The following is a 16,705-nucleotide window of genomic DNA, read 5'->3' on the forward strand; positions in this document are numbered from 1 at the left end:
GTGCCGAAGCGCTTGGTTCAGTTCGTCCGAGCGCCTGCGGCCAGCCCCTCGGAAACAATTCTCATGATGCGCGCCTGATGATTCGCCAAAAAGAAGTGACCCCCAGGGAAACAGTGAATTTCAAAATCACCGGTGGTGTGCTTTTCCCAGGACTCCGCCTCTTCGCGGGTCGTTCGCGGATCCGCTTCTCCGGTCAGCACTGTGATGGGCGTGCGCACGACGTCCTCCGGCGTGGCACGATAGTTCTCGATCGCGGTGTAATCGGTGCGAATTGCGGGCAGCACCATGCGGAGGATTTCCTCGTCCCCGAGAATCCTCGAATCCGTCCCGCTGAGTTCACGCATCTCCGCAACGACGCCGTCGTCGTCGCGCAGGTGCACCGCCTCGTGGCGGTGGCTGGACGGCGCGCGGCGTCCGGAGGCGAAGATCCGCACGGGCGCCACACCGTGGTCGCGTTCCAGTCTCCGCGTCACCTCGAAGGCGAGGACCGCGCCCATGCTGTGCCCGAAGAAGGCCAGCGGCAGGTCGGCCCAGGGCAGGAGTTCCCTGGTCAACTCGTCGGCGTAGAGAGACATATCAGTAATGCCGGGCTCATCCCTGCGGTCCTGGCGACCGGGGTACTGCACCGAGAGGACATCCAACCCCGGAGCGAGCGCCTGCGACATCGGGAAGTAAAAGGAGGCCGAGCCACCGGCGTGCGGCAGGCAGACCAGTCGGACCCGGCTTCCCTCCGACGGATGGTAGCGGCGGATCCAGCGACTGGAGGCCATGTTTTCTGCCAACTGACTGAAACTTTCCGCTCATCGTCCGGACGCGGTCGCGCGCTCGATGCCGCGCCGGCACGAACACGCTTCCTTCACAGCGCCATGTCTAGCAGAGGCACCGAGCGGTTCAATACCCCTAATCGGCACCCCTACATGACCGAAACACCCCTGGCCGGAACACGGCCGGCCCGCCGGGGGCCGCGGGGTGGGAAAAGGTGGCGGGTTCAGCGGATAAAAGAGCGTTTGAGGCAGGGAGAACGCCCTCGATGTCCGAATACGTTCCCCGCCGGGTCTGGGCGGTATCGTCCGTTGTGCACCCAGCGGGACCACCGGCCGAAGCGACGGAGCGACGGGGAGCACGGCCGCGAAGCAGGTGGTTCGGGTCGCGTTCTGGCGGGCGGGACGGCGCCATGTCGCGATCCGGCCGGCATTCCGCGGACCCCCGGATATCCCGGTTTCCGGACTTCCGGGTTTCGGCACTTCCGGGTTTCCGCCGGCGGCGACGCCGGTGGCATCGGCCATGGCCAGGCGCAGGCCCTGGTAGGTGACCAGCAGCAGCGCGTAGACCTCCTGGTCGATGCCGTCCGGGGTGCGGGCACGCAGGACACGGCCGCCCCAGGACGGTGGACTTGATCTCCAGGTAGGCGGTCTCGATCTCCCATCGCTGGTGATACAAGGTGATCAGTTCGGCGGCAGGGTGGGTGTGGCGGTCGGTCAGGGTGGTGACGAGCCGTTAGAGGCCGGTGCGGCGGCCTGTGGCCGTGGTGATGGCGATCTCGCAGTCGATGACCCGCACCGGGACGGCGCCGATCGCCGACAGCCAGGAACCGTCACCGCAGCGACCCAGTACGGGCAGCCGGCGGCCGCTCCTCGCCCGGACCAGCACAGGCGCACCGGTCCTGGCCATAGCGGTCACCAGCGTCCGGGCGGCGTTCGAAGGTGCAGCGGGCCACCGTGACCTCCTGGCGGTCGAGGTGCCGCCAGATCTTTCGGGCGCCGTAGACGCGGTAGTTGGTCTCGTAAGCCTGACGGATCAGGGTCTTCAGCTCGGCGTCGCGGAGGGTGCGGGCCGCAGGGGCGGCCTGGCGTTCGTGGTGGGCGTAGTAGATGGAGGGGGCGATCTTGCGGTCGTGGCCGGTCAGGCCCGGCAGATCGGCTCGACGCCGCTGAAGCGGTCCTTGTGCTCGTCGATGAACGCTACGCCGCTTCAGCTCGGCCGACTCCTCACTCGTGGTGCCCGGGGCGGGCGCCGGCGTCAATCTGGTCCTGCCGCACCCATTCGCGCAGCGTCTCGGTCGTGCCGATGCCCAGCTTCTGGGCGACCGCCTCCACGCGGCCCACTCGGTGCCGTACTACGGACGCACCTCGGCGACCATCCGCACCGCACGACGGCGCAGCTCAAGCGGTACTGGGAAGGGCGTGCCATGACTCGATGTCCATGGTCCACACGAGCGGCGGGTAGTCGGCGGATGAGTCCTCACAACTCGCGCAGCCTCGTCGTAGATGTCGCTGGTCCACACCCTCAGCAGGTCCGCGGCCGCACGCTGGCAGTGCCGGTCGTTGTCGCTCATACCCCTGACCGTAGGCAAAGGGACCCCAGCTCCGGACGGTGTGATCGGCTTCGGCCACGATGTACTCGTTGTTGACCGCGGACCGCTCCGCTACGGAACCGGTGAAAGGCGGCCGGTCTCCTCCCGCCGACTCCTACAGCAGCAGCCGGTTGGTCCGCTCGGACAACCCGGGCGAGTGATCCGGGCCCGCGCCCGGTGGGTTGTGCGTGTGGCCCGGCGGGTGGAGCGCGGGGCCACACGATTCCGGTCCCTGATCGCTGACCCGGGACCGGGACCTCCGGGGTGTGATGCCCCCCACGGGAATGAGACCGGCACCACCTCTTGAGTCTGGCGGTCGGCGGGTACGAGCAGGGGCTTTTTGGGTAAGGAGGGGGCTTTCGTCAGCCCTGTCCCTTCGGCACGAGGTGCGGGCGGGCTGGTGGACTCTGGGGAGATCCTGGTTGCCGGCTGCGGCCCCAGCCCTGGGCATGCATGGTCTCGGTTTCCCAGTCCTCGAAGAGCCTGGACAGCGCCTTAGGGTCGCGGACGGCGGCTCATGCCGTGATAGGGCCTACCTACACCACTGGCTCGGGCCGATCCTACCCGGCATCGCCATGCAGGGCCCTGGCTAGCGCCTCCGCGGCCGGAACGACTGAACCAGACAACTGGGCTGTGCCGACCCGCCAGTGTGGAAGGCTGGGCCTTACGGACCGGATGGTGCCGACGAAGAAGCGTTCCGCGAGGCTTCTCGGCACGATAGTGACACCCAGGCCGGCACGAACCAGCTCTGCGGCCGCGTTGATGTCTGTGAGTTCACAGGTGCGTACGCGCGTTACGCCAGCTGCGGCGAAGGCATGATCGACGGTTGCACGCAGCGCCCATGCAGTGCTTAAGTCGATGTAGGGCACGTCGGCGATCTCCTGCAGGGTGATCGTCGAGTTCGGCAAATCCGTGTTGTGCGCCGCGACCAGGACCAGCGGTTCGTTGCTTATCTCCCGATAACGAATTCCTGGTACCGGCCTGTCGGGGAGCGCGGTGACGGCGATGTCCACATGGAACTCACGCAGCTCCCGGACGAGGTCGGAGGCCGCTGTCTGGCGGAGGTACATCTGAACTCCTGGATGCTCCGCGCGTATTTTGAGAAGCGCCTTGTCCAGGCCTCCCCACGCGCCGTGCATGACGCCGATGGACAGTTCGCCGCTGAGCACGCCCTGCGCCGCGCTCACAGCTTCCGGGATGCGGCGCAGAGCCCGTAGCGCTTCTCGGGCTGCTGCGACGAAGGCGTCGCCCTCCCGGGTAAGCACCGCGCCGCGAGCTCGCCGCTGGAACAGTTCGACGCCCATTTGGTGTTCGGTCGAGCGGATACTCCGCCGAAACCGCCGATTGGACGACGTGCAGCGTACGAGCGGCGGCGCTGAAGCTGCCCTCCGAAGCAACCGCCAGGACAATCTCGAGCTGTCTGGGATCCATGAAGCCATCATCCATGGTGATGGCTGGCATCTCAAACCATCGCCCCGATTTACGTGACAATGGCAGTGCGCCTGGGTTTGGATATATGGACTGGCTCGCGTTCGCCGGCAACCCCGTGTATTCGTGATCGAGATGACGGGCCAGCAGTACCCCGATCTGGTCAGCGACCGGCTTACGAAAGGAATGAGAGATGACCGTGGTGGAGAAGTTCCTCGATGGCTACCGTGCTGCCTGGGCAAATCGCGACCCTGCAGCTATCGAAATGCTTTTCACGGAAGACGGCCAGTATCGAGAGAAGCCGTACGCACCGGCGTTCCAGGGCAGGAGCGGCATTCGTGATTACTGGTCGAAGGTGACCTCGACTCAGTCGGACATCTCCGTCCGGTACGGCACCCCCATTGTGGTCGGCAACCGCGCGGCCGTTGAGTGGTGGGTCAACCTGACCAACAGCGGGTCCGCTGTCACCCTCGCTGGATCGTTCCTTCTCCGTTTTGCGGACGACGGCCTTTGCGAGGAACTCGTCGAGTACTGGCACTTCGACGAGGGAACTCTGGCTCCGCCCACCGGATGGGGGGAGTAGCCGAAGTCATGGCTCGCTTCGTGCGCTTGGCGATCTGTCCGTCGGGCCGCGGGATCACCGCCTGGATCCCGCAGCCCGACGAAGGTGGGTCCCGATCGGCCGATCCGGCGGCCGACCACCGGCCTTCGACCGCGAGCTGACGCACCAGGCCGCCGTCGGCCAGGGCCTTCATCCCGAGCTGGCCCGCCGGCCGCCCACCTGGTCAACCACCGGCTGCTCGCCTCCGGCGCACAGGTCACCATCAGCCAGGGCCACTACATCGACCGCCCCTGCACCCTTTACGCCACCGCCCGGTACGAAGGCGGCCGGGTCCACGCGGTCCGCGTCGGCGGCGATGCCTGTCGGGTCGGCTCGGGCCGGATCATCGCACCACCCCTCTGAGGCCACCCAGCAGCCGACAGAACCGGCCCCGGTCCGGGTGAGGTCGCCGGTGGCGAACTGGTCGCCGACGAGCCCGCGGAGCCGGGCCAGGGTCTCGGCGTAGGTGGTGCGGGTGCCGGGGTCGTCATGGAAGCGGTCGAGGAACTGGTCCACGGCGACCGCGAGCGGGACCGTGCTTGCGGTGCGCGGGAGAGGGGTCACGGACACGGTGCGGGCACCTCCGACCGACGTGACACAGAACGTTGCCGAGTCGCCGCCACCGCTGGAGTCGCAAGTGTTGGGCGGTCAGTACGACGACAGGGGACAACCCTCCGGCCGGGCCCCGGGTAACGGGAGTCGTGGGTCAGTCTCAGCTCCGGACCGGAGCCACGGCCTTCGCCGCCGCACCGGTCCGGAAGAGTGAGACCGCGCTCCGCCGCTAGGCCGTCACGTATCCGTGGCCGCAGTCGGTGTCGGTGCCACCGGCCCCGTTGCGTCGGCACACTTCGATCATGAGGCGGTCTCCGGAGGAGTACCCGCCCGACGCCGTCGCCGTGCCGGGAACACCGTTGTCGCCGTTGGCATCCTGGCCGGACACCACCTCGGCATAGCCCAAGTCCGTGTTCCAGACCGTCGCCACCACCCTTCGGCTGTCCGACTTGGTGTCGTTGACGGTCAGCCGTCCCGTCGAGGTGTTGAAGGTCGCGTTCCCGTAGGAGCTGGGGCTGGTCCTCCCGGTGCCAGTGGCAGCCTGCGCGGATCCCTGTGCCATCATGCCGACGGCGAGCGCAAGTCCGCCGACCGCCAGCGCCGACCGCTTGACATTCAGTGCCATTCCTACTCCCGTGAGTCGTCGTGGTCCCCGTGGCGATGACCAGGGGGAGAGCCGGAGGCCGGATGACCTCTGCTCGGAACGATTCTGGGCGGCCTGTCCTGAACGAATCTTGCAAGACCTTGAATCGACCGGGGGAAGCGGTTTCCCGCTGGCCAGGATTCCGGCAGGAGGGGGGCATGGCGGTGCGCTTCTGCTTGCTCGGCAGCGTCGAGGCGACCGTCGACGGAGAACCGGTGGATCTCGGGCCTGTTCGGCAGCGGTCCGTCCTGGCCGCGCTGCTCGCGGACGCGAACCGGAGTGGGTCGGCCGACCAGCTGATCGAACGGGTGTGGGGGAACGCGCTCCGCAACCGGCTCTTGGGACGCTCTACAGCTACATCTCCCGCCTGCGCCGCGCTCTGGCCAACGCGGGTGACGCCGTGCGTCTGTCGCGGCAGACGCGGCAGACGCGGCAGACGCGGCAGACGCGGCAGACGCGGCAGTCCGGAGCATACGTCCTCGCTGTCGAGGAAACAGTCGTCGACCTTCTTCTCTTCCGGTCCGGGCAGCAGTTCGGTGTGCCTGCCGAGCCGTGATTGCACATCGGTCAGATCCCATTCGGCGGTGCGTTTCTCCCGGTGCGAGGACTCACGACGCCGGTTACTCGCACGTGCGCGGCGTGAGGGCGTGGTGAACCACGGCGTGTCCACGGCCGCGAAGTGGACGAGCCGCAGACGCCCTGGCCCGCTACCGGCCCGGCGCTGCGGCGTGTGCACGAGCAGATCCTCACGAAGGCGAAGCTCGGGCTGCCCGGCTCGCATTCAGTCGCGCCAGCACGTGCGGAGGATTGTGCTCAGCAGTTGGCCTTGTCCAGCCACTCAGTGACGACGTTGGCAGCCTGTCGGCTCAGCTCGGGGCCGACTGCGGCTGCGTCACGCCGCAGGGTGCGCGGATCGATGTCCGCGGCGATGAGAGCCTCGGCGTGGCCCATGAGCCAGTGTTCGATGTCACGGTGATCGGTTTCCAGGTGGAATTGGAGTCCGAGGACATGGGCTCCGACGGCGAACGCCTGGTGCAGGTATCGCGCGGTGGACGCGAGGTGGCGGGCGCCGGCGGGCAATTCGAAACAGTCGTTGTGCCAGTGCAGGACGGGAACATCGGCGAGGTGACGCAGGGCCGAAGTCATGCCTTCGGGCGTGAGGGCAAGGGGGGCGTACCCGATCTCTGTGGCCGGGCCGGGAGCGACTGCGGCCCCGAGCGCGCGGGCGAGGAGCTGGGCACCGAGACAGATTCCAATCGTTGGTCTCCGCGTGGTGAGCCGTGCTCGCAGTGCGGTCAGCTCTTCGTGCAGGACCGGGTAGCGGTCGGTGTCGTTGGCACCGACCGGGCCTCCGAGCACGACGAGCAGATCGGCGTCGGTGACCGCGTCGGAATCGATGCCTTCAGCGGCCACGTCGAGATAGCGCACGTCGTAGCCTCGATCGCGCAGCAACGGATGGAGCAGCCCGAGGTCCTCGAAGCCGAGATGACGGATGGCCAGGGCGATGGGAGGCATGCGGGTGGCCTTTCAGGTGCGCAGGTATGAGGCGCCGTTGAGGTCGACGATGGTGCCCGATGTCCAGGCTGCGGCCGGCGACGCGAGGAAGCACACAGTGGCGGCAATTTCCTCGGGGGTGCCGACCCGGCCGAACGGGCTCTGGCTGCGGAGCAGATCCCCGTCCGGGCCGGTGAGTTTGGTGGACTGGCGTTCGGTGGCGACGAATCCCGGGGCCACCGACGTGACGGCGATGCCGTGTGGCGCCAGCGCGACAGCCATCGACTGACCGAAGGCGTGCAGCGCGGCCTTGCTCGCTCCGTAGGCGGGAAACTCGGGTTCGCCGCGGAACGCGCCGCGTGATCCGACGTTCACGATGCTCCCGCCGGCACCGCGGTCGATGAGGTGCCGGGCCACCGCCCAGGTCACATCGGCCGTGCCCAGCACGTTGACGTCCAGCATGCGTCGCCAGATCTGCTGCCAGGTGTGCAGTGGGACATCGGCGACCGGGTGGTGTGTGCTGGCCGCCGGTGCCACGGCGGCGTTGTTGACCAGGACGTCGATGCCACCGAGCGCCGTCACGGCCTCCGCCACGATCCGTTCGCCGGTACCAGGATCGCCGAGATCGCCTTCGATCAGCGTGTGCCCGGTACCCGGCAGCTGCCGCAGCGTTTCTTCGGCGTCTGTACGTCGGCTGGCGTACTGCACCGCTACTCGGTCCCCGCCTGCGGCAAACGCCATTGCGACGGCCCGGCCGATGCCCCGGGAGGCGCCGGTCACCAGGACGCCCCTCATCGCGCGAACACCATCGACTCATCGCGGAATGCCTTGAACTCCAGAGCATTGTCGGCGGGGTCGCGGAAGAACATGGTCCATTGCTCCGCCGGTTGGCCGGGGAAGCGGCAGTGTGGCTCGATGTCGAAACGCACACCGGCTGCCCGTAGCCGGTCGGCGGTGGTGTGGAAACGCTCCTCGGTCAGCAGCAGGCCGAAGTGCGGGATGGGTACGGTGTGCTGCTCCACCACGCTGACGCCGGCCGGTGCGGGTGCGGTGGGAACGAGGTGCGTCACCAACTGGTGACCGTGCAGGTCCCAGTCGACCCAGTGGTTGGTGGACCGTCCTTCCGGCAGGTTCAGGACGTCTCCGTAGTAGGTACGGGCGGCGCCGAGGTCGTCGACCGGGATGGCCAGGTGTACAGCGGGACGGGACGACACGGGCGTCCCTCCTCTCGTGAGGGGATGGGCGGGCAACCCTGTCCACCCTCACCGGAGGATGTTCGAATGTCAACATTAGACATTGGCGGGAAACCGGGACTTGCCTGATCGACGCTCGGATGTCAACATTCGAACATGGTTTCCGCTCTGCCGAAAGCCGCCCGTCGCGGGCTCGCCGACGAGGCAGCCGACCTGGTCCGCGAGGCGATCCTCGCCGGCCACTTCCCGCCTGGAGCACCGCTGCGGGAGGTTGAACTGGCAACGCACCTCGGCATCAGCCGCGGCTCGGTCCGTCAGGGCCTCGCCGAGCTGGAACACGAAGGCCTCATCCGCACAGGCTGGCACCGGGCGACCACCGTCATCGAGGTGCGAACCGAGGACGTCGAGGAGGTCTACGCCCTGCGCGCCGCGCTCGACCGCCTCGCCGCGACGACCGCGCGGCGGTCGGCGGGCACCGCGGGCTTCGCGGAACTCGACCGCCTCGTCGACGCGATGGACACTGAATGCCGTGCCACCGCCGACCGCCGTCGTCTGGTGGCACTGGACATCGCGTTCCACGACCAGATCTATGCCGCCGCCGGCAACGGGCGCCTCACTACGGCGTGGCGCGCCATCCGATCTCAGATCCATCTGTTCCAGCTGCGCCGGGTCGAGTCCGGCTATGACCACTACCGTGCCCGGGTCGTGGACGAACATCGGGAACTGGCAGCCCTTTTGCGCGATGGCGACGTACGGACCCTGGCACGAAAGGCCGAGGAACACGTCGACTCCGCTCGCCGCTCGCTACTGGCGGGTCTGCCGAACGCGTCGCCTGCATCATTTTGATCATGCTCGGTGGATTCTCGCGAGTGCCGTGCTCCGGACGCGAGATCCGCCGGGCCACGGACGGCCCGGAGCCGAAGGCGCGCGGCGACGGTGCCGGACGGCCCTGGCCGCACCGGCCAGCCCCGAGGCCGCGCCGGCCGGGGCGAAGGCGCTGCTCGTGCTGTTCCACAGCGGAAAGAACGTATTCCCGTAGGACCGACTCTAGGGAACCGTCCTGGCATCCATGCCCAGTCGACGCAACAGGCCCAGCAGCGTGACCCGCTCACCCTCGTCGAGCGGAGCGAAGGACGCGGTGAGCACCTCGACCGCGACGGCACGCCCCGCCTCCAGCGTCCGCTCGCCGGCCTCGGTGAGATGATGCTCGATCCGGCGGCCACGGCCGGGACGCCGCTCGACCAGGTGCTGGGCGGCGAGACGGCCGGCCAGCGTGCCGAAGGACTGGTCGCCCTGGAAGGTCGCCACCGCCAGCTCGTGCGCGGAGGCACCGGGTGACCGGCCGACGGCCCGCAGCGCGTCCCACTGGGCGAGCGTCGTGCCGACCGCCGCGAGGCGGGTGTCGAGCGCCCGGTGATGCCGGTACTGCGCCTCCTTCACGGCCCGTCCCAGTGCTTCGAGGTCGACCGCACCGCCCTCCTGATCGTCCACGCGCCTCTCCCGTTCACTCGTGCCACCAGTCATGGCGTGATTCTAACGCGCCGAATACGCTTGCGTATATATGCATGCGTAGATACCTTGTGGCGCATGGCCGACACCAAGAGCACCAGGACCCGTACCGTCCGCACCCGCCCCGACCTCCCGCTCACCCTCACCGAGAGCGGCCCCGAGGACGGCCCCCTCGCCCTCGTCCTGCACGGCGGTGGCGGCCCCGCCACCGTGGGAGGCATCGCCGCCCATCTGGCCGCTCGCATGCGGGTGGTGGTGCCCACGCATCCGGGCTGGAACGGCACCGAACGCCCGGACTGGTTCACCGGCATGGACGACCTCGCCCTCGCCTATCTGCACTGGCTCAAGGACGAGGACCACCGCGACGTCCTCGTCGTGGGCTCCTCGCTCGGCGGCTGGACCGCTGCCGAGATGGCCTTCCGCGACGACGGCGACCGCATCACCCGTCTCGCGCTCGTCAACTCCGCGGGGGTGGACGTACCGGGCGAGCCGGTCCGCGACATCTTCGCTCTCGACCCGCGCGAGATCGGCACGTACTCCTTCCACGACCCGGCCCGCTTCGCCGTGAACCCGGCCACCCTCACCGAGGAACAGATCACCACCCAGAAGGCCAACATGGCAACGCTCCGGGCGCTGTCCGGCGACCCGTACATGCACGACCCCAAACTCATGAACCGCCTCGGGCGGATCCGGATACCGGCGCTCGTGCTGTGGGGCGAGAGCGACCGGATCATGACGCCCGCGTACGGGCGGGCGTTCGCGGCGGCGTTCGCCGACGCGCGGTTCGTGTCCGTGCCCGAGGCCGGCCACCTCCCGCACATCGAACAGCCCGCGGCGACGTTCGCCGCCCTCGACGCCTACCTCGACGGAATGGCCGTGGCAACGGGCTGACGGCCCGTCGAGGGCCGCGCGGCGCCCGTGTCACCGGCGTCTCCGACGTCGGCGACCGCGCCCAGCTCCAACCGCCCGTACAGCCACTGCGCGCCGGTCTGCCGCAGCCCGATTTCGTCGTGCCGTAGGCGGCGCGCAGTTCGATCATGTCGCGGCCCCCGGCCGTCAGCACCCGGCGGGCGGGAGCGACGGTGGCGGCGACCGCCACGGGTGTACGGGGCGGGGCGGTGGGACTCGCGGCCGGGGAAGGGCTGGAAACCGTCGCGTCACCTCAATTCCCGGTGGGGAGACATGGGCGGTCGCATGCTCGAAGTGCTCAGGGGGTCATATGGGGTGGAAAGAAGCGTCCGGCGACGCCATGAAGGAACTGGAGGCGATACGAAAGCAACTCGCTTCTCCATGACCCGACGGTGGGGCCGACCGCACTGCACGGTGACGTCTCGCAGAGCCGCCTGAAGATCCTGGAGCAGCTCCAGGCGGGCGTCACCGGACTACGGGAGGAAAACCGGGAGGTACGGGACCGGCAGACGGCGCACCGCCGGACCTCGCGACGCCCGAACCGACACAGCCGGCGAAGCCCACTCGAACCGCCACCAGCCCTTCCGGGTCCGGGTCCCGCTCTCCCTGATCCACACCATCGAGCACACCAACACCCACCAGCCGAGGAGATCAGGACTCACGGAAATGGGACAGCGCCACCTCTCATCCGACAATGCTCCATGACAGCGATGCCCCGTGGATCTCTCGGTGACTTCCACCGTGGCCCGGGTGCTCGCCCTCATCACCAGGGACAGCCCTCGGGCGAAGAACCCGGGGCGCCGCGTCGAAGCGGAGACGCATCACGCGTGCGGGGCGAGCCGGTGTGCGTGGTGACGGTGTAGGACCAGGGCGTGGGCGTCCGCGTCGTGAAACGCCTCGGTGGGGCTACCGACCAGGAGGGTATGGTCGCCGACCTCGATGGACCGTTCGACGGTGCAGGTGAACACGGCGGACGTGTGGGTCAGTACAGGCTGACCGTCACGAACGGTGTACGTGATGTCGTCGAAGCGTCGCAGGGGGTCTCCCGAGGCGAACTGCCGATAGAGCTCCTGCTGCTGCCAGGAGACGACATTGACGGCGAAGCCGCCGGTACGCAGGGTGTGGAGCAGGGTGCGGCTGGTGTTGGCGAGCGACACCAGCAACGAAGGCGGCTGGGTGGACAGCGAGATGACGGAGTTGACGGTACAGCCCAGCGGACCGTCCGGACTCTGCGTCGTGATGATGCTGACGCCGCTGGGGAGATGGGTCATGGCGGCGCAGAAGGTGTCGCGGTCGGCACGCCGCCCGTGCTGAGCGCGGTTCTCGGAGGCCGGCGGCAGGGACGTGGCAGCGGGTGCGGGAAGACCCATGGGATGACTCCTCAGGAAGCGGGTATCAGCGCGGGCGCGACGGACACGGCGTCAACCGCGCGGTGGAGTGCCGGGCTCAGCTTCTCCTCCACGGCCAGCACCCGGGTGTGGAGTTCGTCGCGGCTGGCGGCACCGACGACGACGTGGCCCGGACGCTCGTGGCTGTGCTGCCAAACCGGCAGGTGGTCACCGGGGCGCGCGTGCACCTCCAGTTCCACCACGCCGTCGAGGGCGCGGCACCGGTCCGGATCGTTGTGGTCGGCGAGGACGGCGTCCTCCCAGGGGAAGTAGTGCACGGCAGCATGGGCGAAGCAGGGTCGCGGCTTCCGTTGGGCCGTGCCCGGGAGGATCGAGCGGATGGCCAGCTCGTACTGGTCGAGCCCGGTGACCAGGCGGGTCAGCAGCGGGATGCGGTCGCCGCCGGGTCGAGTGTGCGTCTCGATCACGTGTACCCGGCCGTCCTCGACCTTGACCTCGGTGTGGCTGGCGCCCCGGTCGACCCCGAGGACGTCGAGGCAGCGGCGCACGCATTCTTCGATACTGTCGCGGACGTTCGGGTCGACGGGGGCCGGGGACTCGTGACCGATCTCGATGAAGCGCGGGCGTCCGCTGGTGCGCTTGGCGGTGATACCCAGGATGCGGTGGCCGTCCTCGTCGGACACCGCCTCCACGCTGTACTCGGGACCTCTGACGTAGCGCTCCCAGAGCATGCCGCGAAGCTCTTCGCGCAGCGCCCGGTAGTCGGCAGGTCCGGTGACGTAGCGCAGGCCCCGGCTGCCGGCGCCCCGGACGGGCTTGGCGATGAGGGGGAAGTCGTGCGCGTCCGGCTCGTCCTCACCGACGATGCCGAAAGCGGGGCAGGGGCAGGGGCAGGTGCCCTGCAGTGCCCGGCGCATGACGAGCTTGTCCCGGGTGCGCAGTACGGCGCCCACGGACACCGACGGCAGTCCCAGCGCCTCGGAGAGCAGGGCGGCCGGGAGCAGGCCGAACTCCGTGAAGGAGAGGACCGCGGCGGTGTCGCGCGGCAGCGGCACCTCCAGCAGGGAGGTCGGGTCGTCGCGGTAGGGGGCGCGGTGGACGGCGAGAACACCCGGTCCGGCCTGCGGCAGGGGCTCGTCTGGGTCGACGATCCAGATGAAGGGAATCCCCAGGCGGGCCAGGGTGGCGTGGCCCTCGGCGGGACGGGCGCCGACGAGGGCTACGGGCGGACGGCTCGTCATCGGAGCTCCTTGACCGGTGTCACGGCGGGGGCGTCGTGCAGCAGGGCGGCAAGAGCCGTCCGGTCTGTCTTGCCGTTGCCGTTCAGAGGCAGTTCGGAACGAACGTGGAGGAAGGCGGGGACCATGTAGGCGGGCAGTTGTTCGCGGAGCGCGGCGAGCAGTGTGCCGGGGGCGGGGTCCTCACCGGTGCACACCGCGTGCAGTTCGGTGCCGCCGTGCGCGGTGGGCAGCGCCAGGACCACGGCGTCGTGAACGTCGGGCTGGTCGCGCAGGGCGGACTCGATCTCGCCTAGTTCGACGCGGTAGCCGTCGACCTTCACCTGGTGGTCGAGACGGCCCAGATGGAGGAATCCGTCGGGGCCGGCCGGGCGGACCCGGTCGCCGGTGCGGTACCACATGCGGGCCGGGACCGTGCCCGTAGACCGGACGGCGGAACCGGACGGCCCCGGGGCGGGGTCGGCGGGACGGTCGCCGTCCAAGTCCCAGAAGCGTCCGGCGTTGTCGACGGGGTCCAGATAGCCGGGGAAACGCTGGGGTCCCCGCACGCACAGCTCTCCCTCCTCCGTGGGCAGCCCCGCGGCGTCGAGGACGCGGTGCTCCAGGTGCGGGTAGATATGGCCGATCGGTACTGTTCCGTTGGCCGTCGAAGGCCAGCCGCCCATGTCGGTGTCAAGAGCGAACTCCGAACAGGTGATGGTCAGTTCGGTCGGGCCATAGAAGTTCTCCAGTCGCGAGGCCGGTGCGGCCGCCTGCCACGCCTGGGCCTGCTGGAGGGTGAGCGGCTCCCCTGCGAAGAGGCTGTGCCGCAGTCCCGGCATGGCGCCGTGGCGAAGCGCCCGCATCCGGCGGGCGAAGGAGATCACCGACGGGACGGAGCACCAGTGGGTCAGGTGACGGTCGTTGACAAACCGTACGGGTGCCAGGATCTCGTCCCGGCTCGGGACGACCAGGGTCGCGCCGCCGCCCCACGCGGTGAACATGTCGAACACGGAGACATCGAAAGTGAGATCGAAGGTCTGGGACAGTCGGGAGCCGGGCCCGACCTCGTAGCGGTCGATGACGTGGGCGAGGTACGGGACGACGTTGTCATGGAGTATCGGCACGCCCTTGGGAGCGCCGGTACTGCCGGAGGTGAACAGGATGTAGGCGGGCGCCCCCACTTCTCCGGAGGGAAGCGGGCCACCGGCAGAGTCGCCGGCTACGTCGGCCAGGTCGAGCAGTGGCACGGAAAGCTGGTGTGCTCCCCCGGTCCCGTCGGTCAGTACCAGGTCGAGCCCGGCACGGCGGGCGACGGAGGCGTTGCGGGCGCCGGGCCACGCGGTGTTGAGCGGGACGACTGTGGCGCCGAGTCGCTGGATGGCCAGGTAGCCGGCGTACGTGGCGGGCCGACGGCCGGCCAGCAGACCGACGCGGCGCGGCGGGCCTGGGCAGGCCCGGAGAACGCCGGCCGCGACGCGGGCACTGTACTCGTCGAGCTCGCGGTAGGTCAGGGCCTGCCCGTCGGCCTCCAGGGCGACGCGGTCGGGATGGCGTCCGGCCGATGCTGCGAACCACGCGTGCAGGGTGCCGGGGTGGTCCCCGGTGCGGGCGGTCACCAGGCCGTTCCCGCGCTCATGGCAGTGGGGCCGGCAGCGGCCGCCTCATCGGGGCCGATCGCGGTGATGATGCGGTCGAAGGCGGTGCGTACCAGCGAGGGACGGGGCCGGCCGCGTGCCGCCGACTGGGCCGCGTAGCGCAGTGAGCGGGACAGCTCGCTCCACGCGGCGGCGACCGCCGGTTCGGCGCGGTGCAGGTACTGGTGATGGCGCGCCGCGGCCCAGAGGTCCTCGGCGTAGCCGACCAGTGCTTGCGGGTCGGAAGACAGCAGGTCCCGGAGGAGGGTGAGCGAGGCGACGGTGCCCCGGACCCAGTCGCCGGAGTGCGGATCGAAGCGACCGGCACCGTGCTCCAGCCAGCGGTGGTTCCCCGGGTCCGGGACCCAGGCGGGGCCACCGCCGAGGGCGTACACGTCGCGCTGGTGCGTCACGGTGTCCAGGCCCGGCAGCGGGGCGAGCAGCGCGCGCAGTTCGGCTCCGTCGGCCCAGCCCGAGTACGGTAGTTGCCGGCCTTCGGGCAGCAGAGCGTCGAAGTCGTCCACCACCAGCCAGCGGTCGTCGTCGCGGGCGGTGAGGCGAAGCCAGTGCGGCACGTCGCGAACCAGGTGGGACGGGCTCCACGGCAGGTTGCGGCAGTTGGCGACGGCGAGCACGTCACCCTGGCGGGCGAACTCACCCCGGAGGGCGGACAGGGCGTCGTCCCAGTGGTGTGCGCCGCGGTAGCCGAAGTCGGGCGCCACCCGGTCGTGGTGGCTGAAGGCCAGCGTGCCGTCGAGGCCGTCGAGGCGGACGGAGAGGGTGAAGCCGGTCGCCAGCTTCCGCTCGGCACCGGGATCGGTGAGACGGAAGTGTTCCTTGAGGTTGGTGGTGTAGCAGCTCAGTGCTTCAGCGGACACGGGCATCTCCAAAAGCGCAGCTCACGGGATGGACGCTGAGGTGGCGCAGGGCGATCCAGGTGAGATCGCCGACGGTGCCGGTGCTGGGCCGCACCGGGACGTCGAGGGACCACGGGCGGCCGGCGATACCGGTGCCGTCGGCCTTTACGCAGGCCTCCTGCACGGTCCATACCCAGGCGAATTCCAGGGCGCGGCGGTCGGCCGACAGCGGGGACAGTTCCGCGGCACGTTCGCGCAGGCACCGGCGGACCAGTCCGGGCGACAGATCAGGGCCGGGGGGCAACTGGACGTCCACGCCCACACGCCGGCCCGGAGCCACAGCGGCGGCCATCAGGTCACCGCCCGAGGCGTCGTCCGCTCCGTCGTGAGAGAGGCTGACCCCCAGGCCGGGCAGTCCCTTGAGCACGGGCTGCCCGTGGACGCCGGCGGTCAGCGGGACGTCCTCGGTTCCGGGGCACACCTCGGCGAGCAGGGCACGCAGCAGTCCTCGGGCGGCCAGGGACTGGCGGCGTTGCCACCGCGGCCGGCCGCTCACGTCCGCCAGGTCGGCGGGGTGGGTACTCGGGGTGGCCTCGCGCGCCCAGACGACCCACACATCGGGCGCCACCTCGACGGTGAAGGCACCGGCTTGCCGGGCCGCCGGGCCGGGGCGCGCCGGAGCCGTGGCGGCGGTCACGACGCCACCCCGCGGGGCCGGGACAGCAGGGCCTCCGCGTGGTCGGCGACAGAGGCGAGGACGGTTTCGGTGCTGCCGCCCGCGATGCCGAACAACGCGGCCTCCGCGCGCCGGTGCTGCATGCCCGCCGCGGTGAAGCCGTCCGCACCGCACAGGTGCGCGCAGACATCGAGGACGTGATCGGCCGTCTCCCCGGCTGCCGCCTTCACCAGCGCCGCGGCGGTGTGGTCGTGCTCGGCGGCGACGGCTGGTCCCAGGGCGTCCAC

At 69.6% G+C, this 16,705-nt stretch carries 18 protein-coding genes and 1 pseudogene; 3 read left to right on the top strand and 16 right to left on the bottom strand.

Translation table 11 applies throughout. From position 1 onward, the window contains the following. Window positions 1-17: 17 nt before the first annotated feature. The 4 genes and pseudogenes from ACFWN1_RS23255 to ACFWN1_RS23270 all read right to left on the bottom strand — a co-directional run. Complete coding sequence (locus ACFWN1_RS23255) at window positions 18-770, bottom strand: thioesterase II family protein (RefSeq protein WP_384365133.1); 753 nt, start codon at window positions 768-770, stop codon at window positions 18-20. Between the two features lie 824 nt (window positions 771-1,594). Then, window positions 1,595-2,023, bottom strand: coding sequence for an IS3 family transposase (locus ACFWN1_RS23260; protein WP_384365081.1), 429 nt, complete (start codon window positions 2,021-2,023; stop codon window positions 1,595-1,597). Window positions 2,024-2,913: 890 nt separating this feature from the next. Next, window positions 2,914-3,657, bottom strand: coding sequence for a LysR substrate-binding domain-containing protein (locus tag ACFWN1_RS23265; protein ID WP_384365085.1), 744 nt, complete (start codon window positions 3,655-3,657; stop codon window positions 2,914-2,916). A 37-nt stretch (window positions 3,658-3,694) separates the two neighbouring features. Further along, a pseudogene (locus ACFWN1_RS23270) lies at window positions 3,695-3,814 on the bottom strand (LysR family transcriptional regulator); the annotation flags it as partial. A 160-nt stretch (window positions 3,815-3,974) separates the two neighbouring features. On the opposite strand from ACFWN1_RS23270, the gene ACFWN1_RS23275 reads away from it, so the two are divergent. Further along, window positions 3,975-4,364, top strand: a complete 390-nt coding sequence (locus ACFWN1_RS23275) for a nuclear transport factor 2 family protein (RefSeq protein ID WP_384365088.1) — start codon at window positions 3,975-3,977, stop codon at window positions 4,362-4,364. A gap of 168 nt (window positions 4,365-4,532) precedes the next feature. On the opposite strand, the gene ACFWN1_RS23280 is transcribed toward ACFWN1_RS23275, so the two are convergent. From ACFWN1_RS23280 to ACFWN1_RS23300, 5 genes are all read right to left on the bottom strand, one after another. Then, window positions 4,533-4,952 carry a hypothetical protein gene (locus ACFWN1_RS23280; RefSeq protein WP_384365091.1) on the bottom strand — a complete coding sequence of 140 codons (420 nt, stop codon included), beginning with the start codon at window positions 4,950-4,952 and terminating at the stop codon, window positions 4,533-4,535. Window positions 4,953-5,163: 211 nt separating this feature from the next. Beyond that, window positions 5,164-5,559 carry a hypothetical protein gene (locus tag ACFWN1_RS23285; RefSeq protein WP_384365094.1) on the bottom strand — a complete coding sequence of 132 codons (396 nt, stop codon included), beginning with the start codon at window positions 5,557-5,559 and terminating at the stop codon, window positions 5,164-5,166. 831 nt (window positions 5,560-6,390) lie between these two features. Continuing rightward, window positions 6,391-7,092 carry a glutamine amidotransferase gene (locus tag ACFWN1_RS23290; RefSeq protein ID WP_384365097.1) on the bottom strand — a complete coding sequence of 234 codons (702 nt, stop codon included), beginning with the start codon at window positions 7,090-7,092 and terminating at the stop codon, window positions 6,391-6,393. Window positions 7,093-7,104: 12 nt separating this feature from the next. Continuing rightward, a complete protein-coding gene (locus tag ACFWN1_RS23295) occupies window positions 7,105-7,866 on the bottom strand; it encodes an SDR family NAD(P)-dependent oxidoreductase (RefSeq protein ID WP_384365100.1) in 762 nt (253 codons plus the stop codon). Then, window positions 7,863-8,285 carry a VOC family protein gene (locus ACFWN1_RS23300; RefSeq protein ID WP_384365103.1) on the bottom strand — a complete coding sequence of 141 codons (423 nt, stop codon included), beginning with the start codon at window positions 8,283-8,285 and terminating at the stop codon, window positions 7,863-7,865. Before ACFWN1_RS23300 ends, ACFWN1_RS23295 begins: the two co-directional genes overlap by 4 nt. A gap of 135 nt (window positions 8,286-8,420) precedes the next feature. On the opposite strand from ACFWN1_RS23300, the gene ACFWN1_RS23305 reads away from it, so the two are divergent. Then, window positions 8,421-9,110 carry a GntR family transcriptional regulator gene (locus tag ACFWN1_RS23305; protein WP_384365106.1) on the top strand — a complete coding sequence of 230 codons (690 nt, stop codon included), beginning with the start codon at window positions 8,421-8,423 and terminating at the stop codon, window positions 9,108-9,110. 201 nt (window positions 9,111-9,311) lie between these two features. Here ACFWN1_RS23305 and ACFWN1_RS23310 read toward each other — a convergent pair whose 3' ends face one another. Further along, window positions 9,312-9,755, bottom strand: coding sequence for a MarR family winged helix-turn-helix transcriptional regulator (locus ACFWN1_RS23310; protein ID WP_384365109.1), 444 nt, complete (start codon window positions 9,753-9,755; stop codon window positions 9,312-9,314). A gap of 96 nt (window positions 9,756-9,851) precedes the next feature. On the opposite strand from ACFWN1_RS23310, the gene ACFWN1_RS23315 reads away from it, so the two are divergent. After that, window positions 9,852-10,664, top strand: a complete 813-nt coding sequence (locus tag ACFWN1_RS23315; protein WP_384365112.1) for an alpha/beta fold hydrolase — start codon at window positions 9,852-9,854, stop codon at window positions 10,662-10,664. Window positions 10,665-11,503: 839 nt separating this feature from the next. Here the strand turns inward: ACFWN1_RS23315 and ACFWN1_RS23320 are convergent. From ACFWN1_RS23320 to ACFWN1_RS23345, 6 genes are all read right to left on the bottom strand, one after another. Beyond that, window positions 11,504-12,052, bottom strand: coding sequence for a flavin reductase family protein (locus tag ACFWN1_RS23320; protein WP_384365115.1), 549 nt, complete (start codon window positions 12,050-12,052; stop codon window positions 11,504-11,506). An 11-nt stretch (window positions 12,053-12,063) separates the two neighbouring features. Continuing rightward, window positions 12,064-13,272, bottom strand: coding sequence for an ATP-grasp domain-containing protein (locus tag ACFWN1_RS23325; RefSeq protein ID WP_384365118.1), 1,209 nt, complete (start codon window positions 13,270-13,272; stop codon window positions 12,064-12,066). Beyond that, window positions 13,269-14,867 carry an AMP-binding protein gene (locus tag ACFWN1_RS23330; RefSeq protein WP_384365121.1) on the bottom strand — a complete coding sequence of 533 codons (1,599 nt, stop codon included), beginning with the start codon at window positions 14,865-14,867 and terminating at the stop codon, window positions 13,269-13,271. The genes ACFWN1_RS23325 and ACFWN1_RS23330 overlap by 4 nt, the downstream gene beginning before the upstream one ends. Beyond that, the gene (locus ACFWN1_RS23335; protein WP_384365124.1) at window positions 14,864-15,763 is read right to left on the bottom strand and encodes a hypothetical protein; all 900 of its coding nucleotides are present in this window, start codon (window positions 15,761-15,763) and stop codon (window positions 14,864-14,866) included. Before ACFWN1_RS23335 ends, ACFWN1_RS23330 begins: the two co-directional genes overlap by 4 nt. Continuing rightward, a complete protein-coding gene (locus ACFWN1_RS23340) occupies window positions 15,753-16,439 on the bottom strand; it encodes a 4'-phosphopantetheinyl transferase family protein (RefSeq protein WP_384365127.1) in 687 nt (228 codons plus the stop codon). Before ACFWN1_RS23340 ends, ACFWN1_RS23335 begins: the two co-directional genes overlap by 11 nt. Continuing rightward, on the bottom strand, window positions 16,436-16,705 hold a 270-nt coding region (locus tag ACFWN1_RS23345), incomplete at its 5' end, for an acyl-CoA dehydrogenase family protein (RefSeq protein ID WP_384365130.1). The genes ACFWN1_RS23340 and ACFWN1_RS23345, both read right to left, overlap by 4 nt.

It is taken from the genome of Streptomyces sp. NPDC058459 (assembly GCF_042721685.1).
In the GTDB taxonomy this organism is placed as follows: Bacteria; Actinomycetota; Actinomycetes; order Streptomycetales; family Streptomycetaceae; genus Streptomyces.